Below are 19,925 nucleotides of genomic sequence, written 5' to 3'. Positions count from 1 at the left end.
AAAAACAACGACCATCGACAACCGTTAGTCAATTTCATCTTCTGCAAAGCGTTGCCAGGTTGTTACCAGTGCTGAAACACGATTACATGCAAGTTTCCCAGGATCAGCCTAATTATTTTGAGGCTCCTCTACAGTTGTTGCTGTTTGTCGATGGCAGACCCCAGTCTCGACAACAGGTACAGCGAATACGCTCTTACTTAAAAGAGTTGCAGGCAGAGTATCACTTTGAAGTCCAAATTATTGATGTCGGTCAACAACCGTATCTAGCCGAACATTTTAAGTTAGTAGCTACGCCAGCGTTGATTAAAATTCATCCAGAACCAAGGCAAGTTCTGGCTGGAAGTAATATTATTGCTCAATTAAAAAACTGGTGGCCGCGTTGGCAAACTGCTGTAGACGCTTATTTAAAATTGCAAGAAGATTTTCAAGAACGTATCGATGAAAATAGTCGGGTATCACCACCCAAATCAACAATTAATTCTGTTGCTGTTTCCGCCGAACTGATTAAACTTTCTGATGAAATCTTTCATTTGAAACAAGAAAAGGAAAAACTTCAGGAGCAATTACAGTTCAAAGACCGAGTTATAGCGATGTTGGCTCATGACTTGCGGAATCCTTTAACGGCGGCAGCGATCGCTATTGAAACACTGCAATCTAATTACAATATAGAATCAGGCAGCTTTCAACGTCTCAAGCCAGCTATGGCCGCCCATTTGTTAAAACAAGCTCGGACTCAAACCAAGTTAATTGACCGCTTAATTGCTGATTTGTTGCAGGTAGGCAGAGGCAGTGATAAAGAGTTTCCAATTATACCGCAAAAAATTGAACTTGGACAACTTTGTTTAGAAGTGTTAGAGGAATTAGGCGATCGCTACACCGCCAAATCCCAAACCCTAGAAACAGATATTCCCTCAGACCTGCCTTGCGTCTATGCCGATCCAGAACGCATTCGCCAAGTCGTCGTCAACCTCTTGGATAATGCTATCAAATATACACCAGTAGGCGGTAAAATTACTGTTGCTGGCTTGCACCGCACCACCCAAAAAGTGCAGTTTAGCGTGGGCGATACTGGCCCTGGTATTCCCGCCGAAAGTCGTGAATTAATTTTTGAGAACCACTTCCGCCTGCAAAGAGATGAAGGTACTGACGGATATGGCATTGGTTTGTGTTTGTGCCAGCGAATTATTCGGGCGCATTACGGTCAAATTTGGGTAGATTCTACACCTAACGGTGGAGCATGGTTTCACTTTACATTGCCTGTTTATCCGTTTTAGGGCTGAGTGTTGAGTGGTATTAGACAAGGGAGAGGGGGGAGACAAGGGAGAGAGGGGAGACAAGGGAGAGGGGGGAGACAAGGGAGAAGAAATATAGTTTCCCCCTTGTCCACCTTGTCCACCTTGTCCACCTTGTCCACCTTGTCCCCCTTGTCCCCCTCGTCCCTTTCCCAAATTTTACGAACATTGTTTAGCAGACGATGGGTCGCCAATGGGATGTAAGTCAGCTTCCCAGATGCTGATATAAATAAAATCACAATTCTGGCGGACAACTTGTCCTTTCACAGAACCTAAATTAAAACTGAAATCATCTTTTTGACGCTGCTGGAGTTGTGTGAGTTTTTGCTGAATTTCGGGAGTGACTCGACCGTTTAGCATTCCACTTAAAGTATTTTGCATCACTTGTGGGTCTACAGATTGAGCAAATGCGGCTTCAGTTTGCACCAACCTGCCCGAATTACGGTCGAATAAATAGCCCAAGTCGATTTGATTTGGGACGACTTTGTAAGTGACAGCGCGAGTATCACCCCACAAACCTCTGAAATCCCTTTTGGGTCTACCGAGAGTTGCTTCTACGGTGCTTCTGTCTGTCCCTGTAGGGAATGCGGGAACGCTTTGACGGCTAGTGGTACTAACTTTTTTTGATTTATTTGGTTTTTCTGGCTCTACCGGGGGTGCTTCTGGTGTGGGACTGGCTGTGGGTTGAGAATCAGTTGTGGTTGGGGAATTGTCAGGTTCTGAATTTACAGGTTGCTCATTGGTGATGACTGGAGATTCTGGAGATTCATTTGGAGAGTTAGAATCTGTTGTGCCATTGTTGGCGGATAAAGTATCTGAATTGATTGGTGGCTGTGGGGAAGTGCTAGGTGTAGACAAAAATGGGGTGGCTGGTGGCTCTTGGGGTTCTGAAGATGAAATTGGAGATGATGGAGAGTCGGAATTGTTGGTGATGGGTGCTTGCGACTGTTGGGGACGGGTTAAGCGAGCTAGTCCTATCCCAGTCATTAAACCAAAGGCGATTAAACCACCAAATATCCAAATTGGTTTTTGAGAATTTTGCGGTGAAATTTTTGGGGGAGGAGAAACAGCTTGGGTTTGTTGAGTTGATGGGAGTTCGGTTGGACGAGGATTGATAGTAGGGGATGGAGGCAGATTAGCTGTAGAGTTTAAAGCATAAAGCATTTTACTAGCCGTACTGTAGCGATCGCTCGCCTGCGGTTTAATTGCCTGATTCAGTACCATTGCTAGTTGGGGTGACACTGGCGGCGCATAATTTTGCCAGAGAATTTCCCCGGTTTGTTGATGTGTGGGTAATTCTGAAGGCTGTTTCCCAGTCAAAAGATAAATCGCTGTTAAACCCAAACTGTAAATATCTGTAGCGTAAACAGGCCGCCCAATTGCTTGTTCACTCGGCATGTATCCTGGTGTACCAATCACCATTGATTGTGTTGGATATCCTGGTCTAACTGCTACTGTGCGGATGGTTTCTTTGACTGCACCAAAATCAATCAACACAGGCTTGCTATCAACAGAGCGCAGAATAATATTATCTGGTTTGATGTCACGATGAATGATGCCCTTGCTATGCACATAATCCAACACCGATAGCAGACTCAAGAGAATTTCTCGGACTATGATTTCACTTTGGCATCCTTTTGTTTCGACAACATGAGTTAACGTTGCACCGTGAATCCATTCTTGTACCAGATAAAACAGCCCATTTTCCGAAAAATAAGCATGGAGTCGAGGAATTTGGTCACTACTTTCGCCCAGATACTCTAAGGTGGCTGCTTCTCTTTCAAAACGTTGCTGAATCAAGGCGTAGGTTTGAGGATCATTGGCAATTGGTTTTAATTGCTTAATCACACAGCGACGGCGAGAAGGCATGTGGGTATCTTCTGCCAAAAAGGTTTCCCCAAATCCACCAGCACCGAGTACCTGGATAACTTGATAGCGATTATTCAGCAGAATAGATGTCATGAACAGTTCAATATGTCCGCCATATTTAAATGTACATCACGATGCCAAAACAAATAATGTTCCCTTGTGGGATTGTGAGAGTGTATATAAAATAAACCTGGGCTGGGATGAATTATGGCTTTACAGCAGCCACAAATTATTTTTGATGGTGCTGTGCTAGGTGCTTTTAACTGCTATGGCAAAAGATAGATTTCATTATATTGTCAGAAACGCTTTAGAAAAAGACGGTTGGAAGATTACTGCTGACCCTTATGAAATTAATGTAGATGATGTAGATTTTGAGATTGATTTAGCAGCAGAACAGCTTTTAGCAGCAGAACAAGAGGGCAGAAAAATAGCAGTGGAAATTAAAAGTTTTCTGAGTCCCTCGAATGTCTCTGATTTTCATACTGCGTTGGGGCAGTTTTTAAACTATCGAGATGCTTTAGATCAAATTGAACCAGAACGCCAACTATATTTGGCAGTTCGTTTACCAATTTATAAAAGTTTTTTTCAACGAAGGTTTATTGCTGTATCTGTTAAAAAATATCAGTTACGACTGATTATTTATGATGTACAAGCTGAGGTGATTTCTCAATGGCTGTAGAACAATATCGCCAATACATCGAACATCTTCTTTCTGAAAGACAACAACGAGCCGCAATTCAACAAAAATTGACTGCCGAAGAGTATGAAGTGCAAACAATTTTTGACGAACGGCAAGACCATTATCAATTACTGTATGTTGGTTGGCGAGGTAATCAACGCGATTTTGGCTGTATTTTACATCTTGATATTAAAGATGGCAAAATTTGGATTCAACATGATGGCACTGAAGAAGGAATTGCCAATCGATTGGTAGAAATGGGAGTACCAAAGCAAGATATTATTTTGGCTTTTCATGAGCCATACATTCGTCAGTTTACTGAGTTTGGTACAACTTAAATTAGAGCGATCGCATTTAAAATTAGGATAATCTCCTGTCTTAGAACAATGGGATATTTCTCTTCCTGGAATTGTCTATGCGATCGCCCTAATTTTTCTTGCTAAAATTTCCCTAACTAATCACTGTTGGTTTATTGCCGTTTTGATTGTTGAGACTGGTAACAATTGTAGGTTGCTCAGAATTAGCAGTTAATGACTCGCCGCGACGTTTTTTGTAACGCTGACTTTTTGGAACTCCGCCTGCCATCCCATACTCTACACTGCTTTTGCCGTATCGAGTTGCAACACCAAGTAGCATGTGTTCTGTCATATCTGCCAACTCGCCCTCAGTTTCTAGCATTTCCCGATATAACTTATCTAAATTAGAAAGAGCCGTATTATATAAATTTTCTTTAGTTCGCATTTGCTCTATCAAATTTGAAAAAGCTGGTAAAGAAAGACCATTACCTAAATCTAAATAGGGATCAATAGAATTGATACTAGCAGCGCGACGCACAGCTTTTTCTAATATCTTTGAACTTCTTTTTTGTCGAGCCATAATATACACCTTGAAATACAGTACGGTAAATATTCTTTACCTTAAAAAATATTTATAATTTTCAGCCTGAGAAAATTCCAGCAAATTTACAACGGCTTTTGTTACACTGCGATGTCTTTAATGCTTGCGTGATTTACGAAAATTAGTCAGCAATTTGAAGTTTTGAGCAAGTATTTTGGCATTTTGTTTGCGGAAAACACCAAAATGAGTACACAATTTACTGAAATGAGAAAACACTTTGGCATTTTGAGCAAGTATTTTGGCATTTTGCTTGCGGAAAACACCAAGATGAGTAAGTAATTTGACATTCTCAGTCAACATTTTGCCAAAATTAGAAAGCAATATGCCTTTTTGTCAACTTTTACTCTCAGCACCTCTGTGTCTGTGCGTGAGAGTAAAAAATTTTATTAAAAACACCAGTCATCACACTACATAGAAGTATATTGAAAAAAACATGAGGATTTGATATTTGCTAAATCAAGTACAGCAACGGCTGGCGTTATCCAGTAAACATTGCCCAACAAACACATACAGAAACACAACAAGCAAATCCTACTGCGTCAAAACGCAGATTGGTATGCTTAACAAGAAAATTGATGTATGGGTGTAGCTTTAAAGTCTTATTGAGTTTGTGGAGCGTAGATAATGAGGATACAGCAAAATTGATTGCAAAGATTTTATACCGAAATATTAAAACAAAAAGTAACACCTGCGGCAGCTATACGAAAAGCTCAATTAAAACTCTGACAAGAAATTATTCTACCCCTAATGATTGAGCAGCTTTGATTTTAAGACTTACGCAGACTCTACGATTTCTTGGCGTTTTACCCTGCGGGAAGCCGTTTGCGCGTCTACGATAAATTAAGCTTTTTGGGAATTTTTGCGTAAGTCATGGATTTTACAAGCTGAGTGGAAGTGATATCTAATACAAAGATTTTTTAGAGATAGGTGATAGTATATTTGAGTTTTTGAATTAAAAGTGATTGTCTCTATTGAAGTTAAGAGAAATAGTAATGCTATCCATAAAACTAATATTTAATTTGGGAAAAAATCAATAAACCTAAAATAAAGCTTATTTTTTACTCCTGTACGTGCGGGTTGAGGAAAAATTTTGTTTACCCACAGATTCATTGAGTCAACCCACTCCTACCTATTCCTTACTCCCTGCTAACACAAGTAAATTCAGAAATAAAATCAGATTTTTATATCTATAGTCGGTTTTTTTTCTTAAAAATTACAAGCTTGCCAATGCCTAAAAGTATAGTGAAGCAGATACAACTTCTTGTGAAAAAATGCTGTTATGACTAAGAGAATCAAACGTCACCAGAAACCAAGAAGATTTTTAGTAGCGTTTACTAGCCACCTTTCCCTTCTCTTAGTCAGCATTACAATGTTTGCTGAATCAGGTGTAGCTGCTAGAGATTATGCCCCCAATATTACCCTACAAGCACAAATAGATTCATCAGTAGTTAATAATTCTAGCGCCGAGCAAATATTTCAAGAAGGAGAAGAGTTACTCAAGCTAGGAACAGCAACATCTTTCAAGCAAGCGATCGCTAAATTTGAAACCGCCTTAAAACTTTGGCAGCAAACTGGAAATATCAAACAACAAGCCACCACACTTAACGAGCTTGGTTTTATTTATAATGCTTTAGGCGATAAACAGCAAGCCTTAATATTTTTTAACCAGTCCTTATCTTTGACACAACAAATTAGAGATATAGCCGGTCAAGCAGTTACTCTTAATAATATTGGTGGTGTTTATGATGCCTTGGGAGACAAAAAAAAAGCATTGGATTGCTATAACCAATCTCTCTCTTTATCAGAACAACTAGGAGATTTAATCTGGCAAGCAATCACTCTCAATAACATCGGTAGTGTCTACAACGCCTTGGGAGAAAAACAGCAAGCACTAAAATACTACAATCAATCCCTACCCATTTCACGCAAAATGGGCGATAAAGCTCAAGAAGCAATCACCCTTAATAACATTGGTGGTGTTTATGATGCCTTGGGAGACAAACAGCAAGCTTTGACATACTACAGCAAATCTCTACTTTTATCACAACAAGTCAACGATAAAAACGGTCAAGCAACAACTCTGAATAACATTGGCGGTGTCTACGATGCTTTAGGAGATAAACACCAAGCATTAATGTACTATCACCAATCTATGTCCTTAAGACAGCAAATTGGAGATCCAACAGGCGAGGCAATCACTCTCAACAATATCGCTGGGATTTATGATGCGTTAGGAGACAAACAGCAAGCACTCAACTATTACAATCAGTCCCTCAACTTATCTAGAAAAGTCGAAGATAAAACCGGACAAGCAGTCACTCTTAATAATATTGGCCGTGTCTACGATTCCTTAGCAGACAAACAGCAAGCACTCAAATACTACAATCAATCTTTGCCCTTAAGACGAGAAGTTGGAGATAAAACAGGCGAAGCTACTACTCTCAACAATATTGGTGGTGTCTACGACGCTTTAGGAGACAAACAAAAGGCTCTAGAATTTTATAACCAATCCCTAAATTTATCACGAAAAGTAGAGGATAAAGCCGGGGAAGCTACAACCCTAAATAACCTTGGCGGTATTTATTCTGCTTTGGGAGATAAACAACAAGCTTTAAAATACTACAATCAATCTTTGCCTTTAAGGCGGCAAATTGGCGATAAAACAGGTGAAGCTGTTACCCTGAATAATATTGGCCGTGTCTACGACTTATTAGGAGACAAACAACAAGCACTCAAACACTACAATCAATCTATGCCTTTAAGACGGCAAGTCGGGGATAGAACAGGCGAAGCTGTTACCTTGAATAATATCGGCCGTGTTTATGACTCATTAGGCGAAAGACAAGAAGCACTTCAATATTACAACCAATCTTTATTTTTATCACGGCAAGTCAGAGACAAAGCCGGAGAAGCAACAACCCTAAATAACATAGGTGGTGTTTACACTGTTCTGGGAGACACACAACAAGCCTTAGCATATTACAACCAGTCACTCCCCCTCAGACGGCAAATGAAAGATAAAGCCGGGGAAGCTATCACTCTCTATAACATTGCTTATTTAGAACGTAACAGGGACAACCTCAAAGAATCTCTAGTTAAAGTTGAAGCAGCTATTAAAATTATCGAAAATCTCCGGACTAAAATTACCAACGAACAACTACGTACATCTTATTTTGCTTCCCAACAAACTATTTACGAGTTTGCCAATGACTTATTAATGCAGTTGCACAAAAAATATCCCCAGCAAGGCTACGATGCTTTAGCATTACAAAACAGTGAAAAATATCGTTCTCGCAGTTTGTTGGAACTACTCACAGAAGCTAATGCTGATATTCGCCAAGGTGTAGAACCTAAATTACTAGAAGCAGAACAAAACTTGCAACAACGACTAAATGCAACAGAGAAACTGCGTTTAGAACTCTACAACAGTGGTCAATACACCCCAGAACAAGCCCAAGCCTTAGAAAACGAATTAACCTCACTTCTCAAAGAATATCAAGAAGTCCAAGCCAAAATCAGATTTACCAGTCCCAAATATGCTGCACTCACTCAACCCCAACCCCTCTCTCTTAAAGAAATTCAACAGCAAGTACTAGATGACGAAACGCTGTTATTAGAATACGCCCTGGGTGAAGAACGCAGTTATTTATGGGCAGTTAGTAAAAATAGTATTAGTAGTTATGAATTACCTAAACGCTCAGAGATTGAAAAAGTTGTTAAGCAATTTAACTATTTATTGAAAATACGTTACTACAACCTGACAGCCAACATCAAAATAGATGCAAGTTCTGGTTTAGGTGCTTTTAGTAGTTACGAAGTACTCGAAAAACTCAATCAAATGTTGTTAGAACCAGTTGCGGAAAAAATCAAAAACAAGCGCCTGGTAATAGTTGGTGATGGTGCATTACAATATCTGCCATTTTCGGCCTTAGCTCAACCCGGAACATCCGGTAAAAACATCAGACCTCTGCTAGAAAGTAACGAAGTTCTTTATATACCATCCGCTTCTACTTTAGCCGTCATTAGGCGCGAACACAAAGAACGCAAAACACCCCCCAAAACCCTAGCCGTGATTGCAGATGCTGTATTTAGCTATGATGATGAACGCCTGACTAGAATTCTCCATAAACCCATACCCAAGCCAAACATTCCCTTCATCAACCCTAATTTTTCTTTTGAGCGTTTATCTTTCACTCGCCAAGAAGCCGAGGGAATTTTAGCTTTAGTGCCAAAATCTCTGACTCTGCAAGCATTAGACTTTGCTGCTAACCGAAATTTTGTCACTAGTTCTCAACTGAGTGAATACCGCATCATTCATTTTGCTACCCACGGCATTTTAGATACCAAAAATCCGTCCTTATCTGGTGTAGTGCTGTCACTATTTGACGAAAAAGGGATGTTGCAAAATGGCTTTTTGCGACTGCAAGATATTTTTAATCTCAAACTACCCGCAGATTTGATTGTCCTTAGTGCTTGCGAAACTGGTATAAGCCAACAAATCAAAGGCGAAGGATTAGTTGGATTAGCCAGAGGATTTATGTACGCTGGTAGTCCGCGTGTGTTAGTCAGTTTATGGAATGTGGATGATGAAGCAACATCCCAATTGATGAAAGCATTTTATACCAAAGTTCTCAAACAAGAATTAACCCCGGCGGCGGCACTGCGAGAAGCAAGGTTAGAACTGTGGCGAGATGAAAACTATTCTGCACCTTATTACTGGGCTGGTTTTACCTTACAAGGTGAGTGGAAATAATAATTAAATTAGAACTTACGCATCAAAACGAAGAGCCTGTCGAAGTATCGAAACCAAGTCATCTTAAGTTAGGTTTAATTTATTCCTTCTACTTATCAAGACTTCAAATCGAGTAATCCTTCTTCCTTCAATTTAGGATTAAACCGCAGTTGTAATTGCAACCCACGAGATTCTAAAACTTTGAAAATTTCCGCTTCTACCCTTCGCGCCACATTTTTGACAACTTTGATTTGTGCTAACTCATCATTAGCAGGATTGTGATAACTTGCTTGTTCTTCTGCTGTCATCAAATTTTTGACGTTAATTGGTTGTGTCCATTTTTCTTTATTTTCACCATTACCTGGAGGTATTGTGCCATTTTCAGCAATCCAAGCATTTTCAAGATTTTCTAAAACTGTCCGACTAGGACGTTCAATAGTTTGTACTTTCACCCAATAACATTGTTCTGGTTGACGCACTAAATGTTGTTGCAAACTAGAATAAACATCACGAGAATATCCGACAAACTGGAGCAATTGATCATGATTAAAAATTGCATACACACCTATTTTTCCTTGAAATATTTCCGGGAGTTTTCCCTCTGCATCAATGTAAGGAAAATATTCTAGATTTGCTAAAGACGGATTATTTATTTCGTTAGTCATATATAAAATATTGTTAATTTAAATTTTCTACAAAAAAATCATCGGTATTTATCGGCGGTTAATTATTTTCTCTTGTAATTCATTCCCATGAAAATTACTATATAACAGTCGAAGCATAGTTTAAGACTATGTTTGTGGATAAAACATAATTTTCTCAAAATAGTCAAAAGAAAAAGGCAAAAGAAACTTTTCTCTTGCCTTTCCTAACTAATTATTCACTGATGATTTACATATCGAAATCATCATCTTCGTCAACTTCCTCGTATTCATCCTCTTCGTCATCAGGTATGAGGTCGTGGACTTCATGAACTCCATCGATAATTAAATCATCTTCATCCAAAATTGATCCTGTGCGTCGGCTACCATAAGTACCTTCAGTCAGGGAAGGCGCATCTAAATTGTAGGCGCGGGCAGTGCGATCGTCTAACACCATATCCAGAGGATCATCAACTTCATCCAAGACACTGGAAGTATCCAAAGTTGAGTAATCATCGATCGCACCCGGTTCGTCATAAGTATTGTAACCAGTACCTGCCGGAATCAAGCGTCCGATAATTACGTTCTCTTTCAGACCCCGCAGCCAGTCAGATTTACCTTCAATTGCGGCTTCCGTCAATACCCTGGTTGTTTCTTGGAAGGATGCAGCCGAGATAAAGCTGTCTGTATTCAAGGATGCTTTGGTAATACCTAACAATACTGGTGTATATTGCGCTCTTGCACCACCAGTAATGGCCATTGCTTCGTTGACTTGTTCAACTTGGCGCAGTTCCACCAACTCACCAGGAAGCATGGTAGTATCGCCACCATCATCAATCCGCACTTTGTTGGTCATCTGGCGGACAATTACTTCAATGTGTTTGTCGGCAATATCAATCCCTTGGGACTGATACACTAACTGCACTTCGTTCACCAAGAATGTTTGCACTTTCTGTAGTGCATGGCTGGCGCAAGCGTAGACTCCATCCTCAGAACCCAAGCTGAAGAAGATTTCCAGAATTTCGTGGGGGTTAGATGGGCCATCGGTGATTGGTTGTCCGGCGGTGACGTGATAACCATCAGGAACAATCAGGTTTTGTCCAGGGCCAAGGGGATAGTCGGTGACTACACCATTGGATTCGACAATTTTCACTGCGATCGCTTCATCGCCATCACCATAAACCACCTTGACTTCTCCACCACGGCGTACCAAAATACATGCTTCTTTTGGTTTCCGAGCTTCCAGAAGTTCTTCAATCCGTGGTAAACCTTGAATGATGTCTCCGGTTTTAGCGCGTTCAAAGACCAACAGCACTAAGTTATCGCCGCGCTGTACCAAATCGCCATCTTCTATTTGCAACACCGCGCCAGGACTGACTCGGTAAGGACGACCAGAGCGAATCGTCACCCGATAATTATGGGTACTGAGGGCTGATTCATCACCAGCAGCTGCGGGAGGCGCATTCTTCACCTCTACAACTTCCCCAGATTCTTCCGCAAATACACCGGGGGCGATTTCTGCACCTTCTACCAGCAAATTACCGACTTTCACTTTCGGTTGTGCAGCCGTTGTCACGGTGTTCATATCGCTGTGACGCAATACTAAGCAACGGCGTACTGCTTCTGTGCCTTTTTGGACACCGCGCACAATCCCGCCTTCTTTACACAAGATTTGGGTACGTGCAACTACAGCCCCAGGGGCGATCGTGTCGCCGTCTTTGACTTCCAAACTAGTTTGGGTACTACCTTGGGTAGCATCAGCTACAATGTCACGGCGAATTACTAATGATTCCAAAATCACTAACTGCAAGCGTTGGATTTCTGAATCTTCAGCATCAGGAATCAATTCAATATCGGCTGCTAAGGGCGAAGCATTGTGGTCTTGTTCGCCTTCTTGCTCAATTTCCAACACTAACTGAGTCCGCAGTAGTTCCACACCTTCCACAGATTTGACCCGCTCAGAATCTTTGTAAGGTAGGCGTTGTACGGCACGTAATTGAATGGAACGTCCGGTTTGCTGACTTACAGATGTTGTTGAAGGTACATCTGGGGTATTAGGTACAGCAAATTCCACTACAGGACGGCTTAACAATGCTGGGCCTTCGGGGGATTCGACATACTGGATGTAGCGCAACTCGGTAACGGTTTGTCCCAATAGTTCTTCCCCTGGTTGGACAAAGGTGTTATCTCGCCCAATCACCGCTTCTGGATCATCCACCATCAGCAGTTCGCCGGGTTTAATTACCACTTCCCGCAGAATGTCGTTTTTCTGGGTGACTTCTACAACACCACTGTTTTGACAGAAGATATCTTTGACGACCTCAGAACCGGCTTCGACAAACTGACCATCTTCTACCAACAGCAGCGAGATATCTTTGTTAACTTCGTGGGTTTCTTCGGGAATCCACAGGATTGTACCGCCTTGTACGACTTCATAACCTTGTTTGGCTTTGCCTTTCTTCTGGACTTCTAGCCCAGCGAATTTCAAAAAGCCACCAGTGGTTGTGCGATAGCGGTCATCAATTAATTCTGCAACTACTTGACCATTCTGCACTTTTGTGCCTGGGGTAGCCCGCAGGTTAAATTCCTGGTTGTTTCCAGTGGTAATTAAGTAGTTGTTGCGTCCTTGAGAACTGTTAACAGTAACGGCGGCTTGGTCTAGAATTACCGAAGCGGTGATGATTTCAATTTCTCTGGTACTCTTGCCGGGGGTAGCTTCGGGTAAACGCACTACACCACCATGCTGACTGGTGAGTTTGGTTTCCGCTAACACACCGTTGGTATCGATGCGATCGCCATTATTCACGACCAATTCTGCACCAGGAGGCAAGTTATAAACTTCCCCAGATAAAATCCAAATCAAACCACCTCTAGCGGCTGTGGTTGTGGTGTTACCTTGACGGTCGGTTTTTTGTTCCGCTACCACATCGGCAAATTTCACTTCCCCAGCCAAGTCCGAGGCCACATCTTTCACCGCTTTTTCAGTGTTGGCGCGAGTTGTCCGTCCCCCAATGGCGACTTCTGCCAATAACTGACCTTGTTTTACCTGTTGACCATCGGTGATGTATAGTGTGGAACCTTGGGTAACTTGAATTTCTTGGTTAACGGGGGTTTCGCTACCTTCTTTTTTGGGTTCTAAAATTAAGATGCCGTTTGCTTCCACATACAAAGCATCTTCACCGTGGCGTGTACGGTAGGGTCTTGTCCGCAACTTGCGAGGAATCTTGACTGTCCCAGCCATTTTGGAGCGTACTTGTTGAGCAACTTCCCCAGTGAATACCCCCCCGGTGTGGAATGTCCGCATGGTCAGCTGAGTACCGGGTTCACCGATACTTTGCGCCGCAATGATGCCCACAGCTTCGCCCAGGTCTACCATTTTGGCGTGCGCCAAACTCCAGCCGTAGCAATGTTGACATACAGAACGGGCAGCTTCACAGGTAAGAGGCGATCGCACCACCACTTGTGTTACCCCAGCTTTTTGAATGTCTTTCGCCAAGTCATCAGAAACTGGAGTATTCCGGGGTGCGATAATTTCACCAGTGGTTGGATGTACAACATCTTCGCCAATTACCCTTCCCATCAAGCGAGTTGCCAGAGGAATCAAGGTTTTGCTACCTTCAGTCATAGCTTTGATCGGAATACCTCTGGTAGTACCACAATCAAATTCCCGAATAATCACATCCTGAGACACGTCCACAAGACGGCGAGTCAAATACCCAGAGTCAGCCGTCCGCAGCGCCGTATCTACCAAGCCTTTCCGCGCACCGTAAGACGAAATAATATATTCTGTAACAGTTAAACCTTCCCGGAAGTTGGTTTTAATTGGTAAGTCAATAATTTCCCCTTGAGGATCTGCCATCAGTCCCCGCATCCCTACCAACTGACGGACTTGGGAAATATTACCCCGCGCTCCCGAAAACGCCATCATGTACACAGAATTGAGGGGATTGGTTTTCTTGAAGTGAACCACCACCTCATCTTTGAGAGCTTCACTCGTACCGTTCCAAGTGTCAATTACTTTTTGGAAACGTTCTACTTCTGTGATTTCGCCCCGTTGATAACGAGCTTCTGTCGCCCGAATTTCTTCTTCGGCGGCTTCCAAAAGACTGCGCTTGCTTGGTGGTACCATCAAATCATCCACACTGATGGAAACCCCAGCCCTAGTAGCGTAGCGGAACCCTAAATCTTTGAGTTTGTCCGCCATCACTGCGGTTCGCGCCGTACCGTAGTTGGTAAACGCCCAAGAAATCAAATTTCTCAGTTGACCTTTATCAACTACGCGATTGCGAAAAACTTTTTTTTCGTTAGTCATTAGTCATTCGTCCTTAGTCATTGGCAGGGAGTGGGGAGTGGGGAGTGGGGAGTAGTGAGTGGTGAAATTTCCTACTCCCTACTCCCTATTGCCTAATCCCCTAACTTACTAGTGCTTCCTGAATTGCCTTGTTGTAAATGACGCGGCCAGGTGTTGTGCGTATGTACTGAGAAATCAAATTTCCTTGGGAGTCTTCTCGAACTCGGCGGAACTTATACAGTAACGTCCGAGTACCGTCATCGTTATTTGTCACTTCCAAAGGTTCTGTATCAGGTTGGTCTGATTCAAGCTCACCATCAAACCGCACGTAGATATAGGCGTGTAAGTCTACTTGCTGTTGCTCAAAGGCCATAATCACATCTTCGAGGGAAGCAAAGTACTTACCAGCACCTTTGGTAGCATGGGGATTTTCTGCGGTCAGGTAGTAAGCCCCCAAAACCATATCTTGGCTAGGTGTAATGATTGGTTTACCTGTAGCTGGCGACAAAATATTATTAGAAGCCAACATCAACAACCTTGCTTCCGCCTGACTTTCTAAAGACAGTGGTACGTGTACCGCCATTTGGTCGCCATCGAAGTCAGCGTTAAACGCCGGACACACCAAAGGATGTAATTGAATGGCTCGCCCTTCCACCAAAATTGGTTCAAAAGCTTGAATCCCCAGACGGTGTAGTGTCGGTGCGCGGTTGAGCATGACTGGGTGTCCTTCGATCACCTCTTCCAACACATCCCAAACACTTGGGTCAGAACGGGAAATCAGCTTTTTCGCCGCTTTAATGTTATTCACCATGCCGCTACGAATTAAGCGGTTAATTACAAACGGTTGAAATAACTCGATCGCCATTTCTCTGGGTAAGCCGCACTGGTGAATATTTAGTTTCGGCCCCACCACAATTACCGAACGTCCAGAGTAGTCAACCCGTTTACCCAACAAGTTTTGCCGGAAACGTCCTTGCTTACCTTCAATAATGTCAGATAAAGATTTTAGTGGTCTGTTATTAGCACCAACTACCGTCCGACCCCGACGACCGTTATCAATCAGCGCGTCTACCGCTTCTTGCAGCATCCGCTTTTCGTTCCGCACAATAATTTCTGGTGCCAAAATCTCCTGTAGGCGTGCCAGACGGTTGTTGCGGTTGATTACACGTCTGTATAAATCATTCAAGTCGCTGGTTGCAAACCGTCCACCATCAAGTTGCACCATTGGGCGCAAGTCTGGCGGAATCACGGGGATGACGGTCATCACCATCCACTCTGGTTTAGAACCAGTCGCAATGAAGTTATCAATTACCCGCAGCCGCTTAATCAGCTTGGCGCGTTTTTGACCTTTAGCTGTGCTAATTTCTTCCCGCAGGCTTTCTGCTTCTTGCTCTAAATTAATATCCGCTAACAAGCGCAGCAGTGCTTCCGCACCAATGCCCACCTCTACCCCTTGTAAGGTAGAATCTTCGCTATAAATTTGGTCTTCAATTTCCAACCACTGGTCTTCACTCAGTAGTTGCTTATAAGTTAAAGTTTCGGCATTACCAGGGCTGAGAACAACATAAGAGTTGAAATACACTATTTGTTCTACATCCCGCAAAGGCATATCCAACAGGATGGCAATATAACTGGGGATGCCTTTGAGATACCAAACGTGAGCTACAGGTGCAGCCAGTTTGATATACCCCATGCGGTGGCGGCGCACCCTAGATTCGGTAACTTCTACGCCACAACGTTCACAAACAATTCCTCTGTGGCGGACTCTCTTGTACTTACCACAGTGACATTCCCAATCTTTTGCCGGGCCAAAGATGCGCTCACAAAATAAGCCATCCATCTCTGGCTTTAAAGTCCGGTAGTTAATCGTTTCTGGTTTGGTGACTTCACCTACTAATTGACCATTGGGTAGGGTGCGTTCGCCCCATTGCCGAATGCGTTCTGGCGATGCCAAACCGATTTTTACGTAGTCAAACTGATTAGTTTGGGCTGCTCTCATACTTAAGTGTTGAGTTATAAGTCAAGTATTCAGTTAAAAGTAATCCATCAAGAGATTTCTAAGCTGTGAGTGCGAATACTGAGGTATTAAATACTCAGCACTCAGCACTCATTACTCTTTACTCGTCGTCGTCTAACGATTCACGGGAAAGCGATTCGTACGTTGGACGTGGTGGTGTACGTCTGGCTGACTGGTCTGCCATTAAATCAACTTCCACGTCTAAAGAACTACCATCAGCTTGGGTTTCTACTTTATGAACCGCAATATCTAACCCCAAGGATTGCAATTCTCGCATCAACACCTTAAAGGATTCTGGTGTACCTGGTCGGGGAATTGCCTTACCTTTAACGATCGCATTTAAGGCTTCATTTCGTCCCTGCATATCGTCGGATTTCACTGTCAGCAATTCCTGTAAGGTATAAGCTGCACCAAAGGCTTCCAACGCCCACACTTCCATTTCCCCAAACCTCTGACCACCTTGTTGAGCTTTTCCACCCAGGGGTTGCTGTGTAACCAAGGAGTAGGGACCTGTGGAACGAGCGTGAATCTTGTCATCGACCAAATGCACCAGTTTCAGCATATAAGCTACACCAACGGTTACAGGTCGATCAAAGGGTTCGCCGGTACGGCCATCAAACACCATGATTTTGCCGGGGTCATCGGGGTTATATACCCAATCTTTGCCTGTTTCGTCCCGCGCTTCTTGCAATTTGCCATGCACAATGCGGCGCGATGATTCTTCCCCATACATTTCATCAAAGGGAACTATCTTAAAGCGCACACCCAAGGTATGACCAGCCCAACCCAACAGACATTCAAATACTTGTCCGACGTTCATCCGGCTGGGTACGCCCAAGGGGTTGAGTACGATGTCTACTGGGGAACCATCTGGTAAGTAAGGCATGTCTTCCAGTGGCAAAATCCGCGAAATAATCCCTTTATTACCGTGGCGACCCGCCATTTTATCTCCGACTTGGATTTTCCGCTTCTGGGCGACATACACCCGCACTACCATGTTGGCTCCCGGTGGTAGTTCATCCCCTTGTTCACGAGTGAACAAGCGCACGTCAACTACGCGACCTTTTTCACCGTTTGGTACACGCAAGGAGTTATCCCGCACATCCCGCGCTTTTTCCCCGAAGATGGCACGTAAGAGTTTTTCTTCTGGTGGTTGGTCGGATTCACCTTTGGGTGTAACTTTACCGACTAAGATATCGCCTGATTCTACCCAAGCCCCAATGCGGATAATGCCTTGTTCGTCTAACTGGCGTAAAGCATCTTCCCCAACGTTGGGAATTTCTCTGGTGATTTCTTCTGGGCCTAGTTTGGTTTGCCGAGCCTCAATTTCATATTTTTCAATGTGAATTGAGGTGTAAACGTCATCTTGTACCAAGCGTTCAGAAATCAAAATTGCGTCTTCGTAGTTATAGCCTTCCCACGGCATATAAGCGACAACAATGTTTTGTCCCAGCGCCAATTCCCCACCTTCTGTGGAGGAACCATCGGCTAGTACTTGTCCAGCTACTACCCTCTCACCCATTCTGACTAAGGGTTTTTGGTTTAAACAGGTGTCTTGGTTAGAGCGTTGGTATTTAGAAACGGTGTATCTAATTTCTGGTGAATTTGGTTTGGGACGTACACGAATTTCTGTCGCGTCTACGTAGGTAACATCTCCGTCTGTCCGGGAAACAATCACCATCCCGGAGTCTCTCGCACCTTGGGCTTCCAAACCAGTTCCGACTAAGGGACGTTCTGGTTTCAGCAAAGGTACGGCTTGACGTTGCATGTTAGAACCCATCAGCGCCCGGTTCGCGTCGTCATGCTCCAAGAAGGGAATCATACTAGTCGCTACCGAGACAATCTGCACAGGGGAAACCGCTACGTAGTCTACCTGTTCTGGTGTGGTGGTAGAGAATTCTTGGCGGTAACGGACTGGCACTTGTGGCCCAATAATGTAGCCATTTTCATCAACGGGGATGTCTCCTGGTGCGACCCGCAGATCGTCTTCTTCATCGGCGGTCATATACACGGGTGCTAGATCAAATCTGACTCGTGCATTTTCTACAGGGCGGAATGGTGTTTCTAAAAAGCCATACTGGTTAACACGGGCATGGGTAGCCAAGGAACCAATCAAACCCGCGTTGGGGCCTTCAGGAGTTTCGATGGGACAAATCCGTCCGTAGTGGGAGGGGTGAATATCCCGCACCGCAAAACCCGCCCGTTCTCTGGTCAAACCACCAGGGCCTAAAGCTGAAAGTCGGCGTTTGTGTGTCAGTTCTGCCAGGGGATTGGTTTGATCCATGAACTGGCTTAATTGGCTGGAACCAAAGAATTCTTTAATGGCTGCTACTAGAGGTTTGGGGTTGACCAAGGATGCTGGTGTCAAAACTTCGGCATCAGATACGGTCATCCGTTCCCGAATAATCCGTTCTAAACGGTTCAAACCTACCCTGACTTGGTTTTGCAGCAATTCGCCCACACTTCTGACTCGGCGATTGCCTAAGTGGTCGATGTCGTCTATACTACCGATGTCGTATTCCAGATTAATCAGGTAATCGACGGCTGACAAAATATCACCAGGGGTCAGGACACGCATGGTATCGGGAACTGACAACCGGAGTTTTTTGTTGAGTTTATAACGACCAACTCGACCCAAGTCATAGCGTTTGGGGTCGAAGAAGCGAGAGTCTAATAGTTGTTGTCCACCTAATACGGTTGGTGGTTCACCAGGACGGAGTTTGCGATACAACTCCATCAGGGCTTCTTCTTCTGAGAATTGCCCTTCTTTTTCGATGGTTTTTTGGAAATATTCTGGGTGACGTAGGGCATCAAAAATTTCGTTATCTGATAAACCCAAGGCTTTGAGAAGTACTTGCGCTGAGAGTTTCCGGGTTTTATCAATCCGTACCCACACCAAATCGTTCCGGTCTGTTTCAAATTTCAGCCATGCACCCCGGTTGGGAATGAGGCTGGCAGAATATGTCCGCCGACCGTTTTTATCGATTTCCGATTTGTAGTAAACTCCAGGCGATCGCACAATTTGGTTGACAATTACCCGCTCGGCTCCGTTAATAATGAACGTGCCGCGATCGGTCATTAACGGCAAATCACCAATAAATACTTCTTGTTCTTTAATGTCCCCTGTTTCTTTGTTCAACAGGCGTGTGGGGACATACATTTGTACTGCGTAGGTGCTATCCCGCCGTTTTGCTTCTTCTACGCTGTACTTCGGCTCCTTAAGTTTATAGTTATGTCCTAAAAAATGCAGTTCTAATTTGCCTGTATAGTCTGTAATAGGACTAAAGGAATTTAGTTCTTCTATTAACCCTTCTTCTAAAAACCAGCGAAAGCTTGCTCGCTGAATTTCAATCAAGTCGGGCAACAAAAAGGCGGGTTCCAGATATTTGTCTTTATTCATGCCTCTACCTTTGTCAACCTGGTTAAACTTTTAGAGGACACTGTTGGGGGATGGTTCTTGATCCGCTTCAGTGTCCGTAGCCATTGGGGAACTTCTCCTTGTGCCAC

Annotated in this window: 12 protein-coding genes; 5 read left to right on the top strand and 7 right to left on the bottom strand. The window is 43.4% G+C overall.

Translation table 11 applies throughout. The features are described 5' to 3' along the window. Window positions 1-68 precede the first annotated feature (68 nt). Window positions 69-1,274, top strand: coding sequence for a histidine kinase (locus tag H6G28_RS18160; protein ID WP_190589161.1), 1,206 nt, complete (start codon window positions 69-71; stop codon window positions 1,272-1,274). Between the two features lie 177 nt (window positions 1,275-1,451). Here the strand turns inward: H6G28_RS18160 and H6G28_RS18155 are convergent, their stop codons facing one another. Next, window positions 1,452-3,254, bottom strand: coding sequence for a serine/threonine-protein kinase (locus tag H6G28_RS18155; protein WP_190672878.1), 1,803 nt, complete (start codon window positions 3,252-3,254; stop codon window positions 1,452-1,454). Here H6G28_RS18155 and H6G28_RS36580 point away from each other — a divergent pair. From H6G28_RS36580 to H6G28_RS18145, 3 genes are read left to right on the top strand one after another with little or no spacing between them, the layout of a single operon-like run. Next, on the top strand, window positions 3,253-3,414 hold the full coding sequence (locus H6G28_RS36580) for a hypothetical protein (RefSeq protein WP_190871993.1): 162 nt from the start codon (window positions 3,253-3,255) through the stop codon (window positions 3,412-3,414). The genes H6G28_RS18155 and H6G28_RS36580 overlap by 2 nt on opposite strands. Before the next feature lie 15 nt (window positions 3,415-3,429). Continuing rightward, window positions 3,430-3,840: a XisH family protein gene (locus tag H6G28_RS18150; RefSeq protein ID WP_190672875.1), complete on the top strand. Its 411-nt coding sequence runs from the start codon at window positions 3,430-3,432 to the stop codon at window positions 3,838-3,840. Next, on the top strand, window positions 3,831-4,178 hold the full coding sequence (locus H6G28_RS18145; protein WP_190589155.1) for a XisI protein: 348 nt from the start codon (window positions 3,831-3,833) through the stop codon (window positions 4,176-4,178). Before H6G28_RS18150 ends, H6G28_RS18145 begins: the two co-directional genes overlap by 10 nt. Window positions 4,179-4,290: 112 nt before the next feature. Here the strand turns inward: H6G28_RS18145 and H6G28_RS18140 are convergent, their stop codons facing one another. Next, on the bottom strand, window positions 4,291-4,716 hold the full coding sequence (locus H6G28_RS18140; protein WP_190672872.1) for a hypothetical protein: 426 nt from the start codon (window positions 4,714-4,716) through the stop codon (window positions 4,291-4,293). A 117-nt stretch (window positions 4,717-4,833) separates the two neighbouring features. Then, a complete protein-coding gene (locus H6G28_RS18135; protein ID WP_190589151.1) occupies window positions 4,834-5,037 on the bottom strand; it encodes a hypothetical protein in 204 nt (67 codons plus the stop codon). A 979-nt stretch (window positions 5,038-6,016) separates the two neighbouring features. Here H6G28_RS18135 and H6G28_RS18130 point away from each other — a divergent pair. Next, window positions 6,017-9,490, top strand: coding sequence for a CHAT domain-containing tetratricopeptide repeat protein (locus H6G28_RS18130; protein ID WP_190672870.1), 3,474 nt, complete (start codon window positions 6,017-6,019; stop codon window positions 9,488-9,490). A 95-nt stretch (window positions 9,491-9,585) separates the two neighbouring features. Here the strand turns inward: H6G28_RS18130 and H6G28_RS18125 are convergent, their stop codons facing one another. The 4 genes from H6G28_RS18125 to rpoB all read right to left on the bottom strand — a co-directional run bounded on the left by H6G28_RS18125 (window position 9,586) and on the right by rpoB (window position 19,818). After that, window positions 9,586-10,134 carry a GIY-YIG nuclease family protein gene (locus H6G28_RS18125; protein ID WP_190672867.1) on the bottom strand — a complete coding sequence of 183 codons (549 nt, stop codon included), beginning with the start codon at window positions 10,132-10,134 and terminating at the stop codon, window positions 9,586-9,588. Between the two features lie 226 nt (window positions 10,135-10,360). After that, on the bottom strand, window positions 10,361-14,422 hold the full coding sequence (locus tag H6G28_RS18120) for a DNA-directed RNA polymerase subunit beta'' (protein ID WP_190589143.1): 4,062 nt from the start codon (window positions 14,420-14,422) through the stop codon (window positions 10,361-10,363). 100 nt (window positions 14,423-14,522) lie between these two features. Further along, complete coding sequence (locus H6G28_RS37395) at window positions 14,523-16,400, bottom strand: DNA-directed RNA polymerase subunit gamma (protein WP_190589141.1); 1,878 nt, start codon at window positions 16,398-16,400, stop codon at window positions 14,523-14,525. A 118-nt stretch (window positions 16,401-16,518) separates the two neighbouring features. Then, window positions 16,519-19,818: a DNA-directed RNA polymerase subunit beta gene (rpoB, locus tag H6G28_RS18110; RefSeq protein WP_190589139.1), complete on the bottom strand. Its 3,300-nt coding sequence runs from the start codon at window positions 19,816-19,818 to the stop codon at window positions 16,519-16,521. Window positions 19,819-19,925: the final 107 nt, after the last annotated feature.

It is taken from the genome of Nostoc sp. FACHB-190, from assembly GCF_014696905.1.
In the GTDB taxonomy this organism is placed as follows: Bacteria; Cyanobacteriota; Cyanobacteriia; order Cyanobacteriales; family Nostocaceae; genus Nostoc_B.
This window is presented reverse-complemented; position numbering and strand designations above follow the sequence as displayed.

Coding starts and splice junctions, on each gene's coding strand:
- H6G28_RS36580 (WP_190871993.1), top strand. CDS start 3,253: ATGAACAGTTCAATATGTCCGCCATATTTAAATGTACATCACGATGCC.
- H6G28_RS18155 (WP_190672878.1), bottom strand. CDS start 3,254: ATGACATCTATTCTGCTGAATAATCGCTATCAAGTTATCCAGGTACTC.
- H6G28_RS18150 (WP_190672875.1), top strand. CDS start 3,430: ATGGCAAAAGATAGATTTCATTATATTGTCAGAAACGCTTTAGAAAAA.
- H6G28_RS18145 (WP_190589155.1), top strand. CDS start 3,831: ATGGCTGTAGAACAATATCGCCAATACATCGAACATCTTCTTTCTGAA.
- H6G28_RS18140 (WP_190672872.1), bottom strand. CDS start 4,716: ATGGCTCGACAAAAAAGAAGTTCAAAGATATTAGAAAAAGCTGTGCGT.
- H6G28_RS18135 (WP_190589151.1), bottom strand. CDS start 5,037: ATGTTGACTGAGAATGTCAAATTACTTACTCATCTTGGTGTTTTCCGC.
- H6G28_RS18130 (WP_190672870.1), top strand. CDS start 6,017: ATGACTAAGAGAATCAAACGTCACCAGAAACCAAGAAGATTTTTAGTA.
- H6G28_RS18125 (WP_190672867.1), bottom strand. CDS start 10,134: ATGACTAACGAAATAAATAATCCGTCTTTAGCAAATCTAGAATATTTT.
- H6G28_RS18120 (WP_190589143.1), bottom strand. CDS start 14,422: ATGACTAACGAAAAAAAAGTTTTTCGCAATCGCGTAGTTGATAAAGGT.
- H6G28_RS37395 (WP_190589141.1), bottom strand. CDS start 16,400: ATGAGAGCAGCCCAAACTAATCAGTTTGACTACGTAAAAATCGGTTTG.
- rpoB (WP_190589139.1), bottom strand. CDS start 19,818: ATGAATAAAGACAAATATCTGGAACCCGCCTTTTTGTTGCCCGACTTG.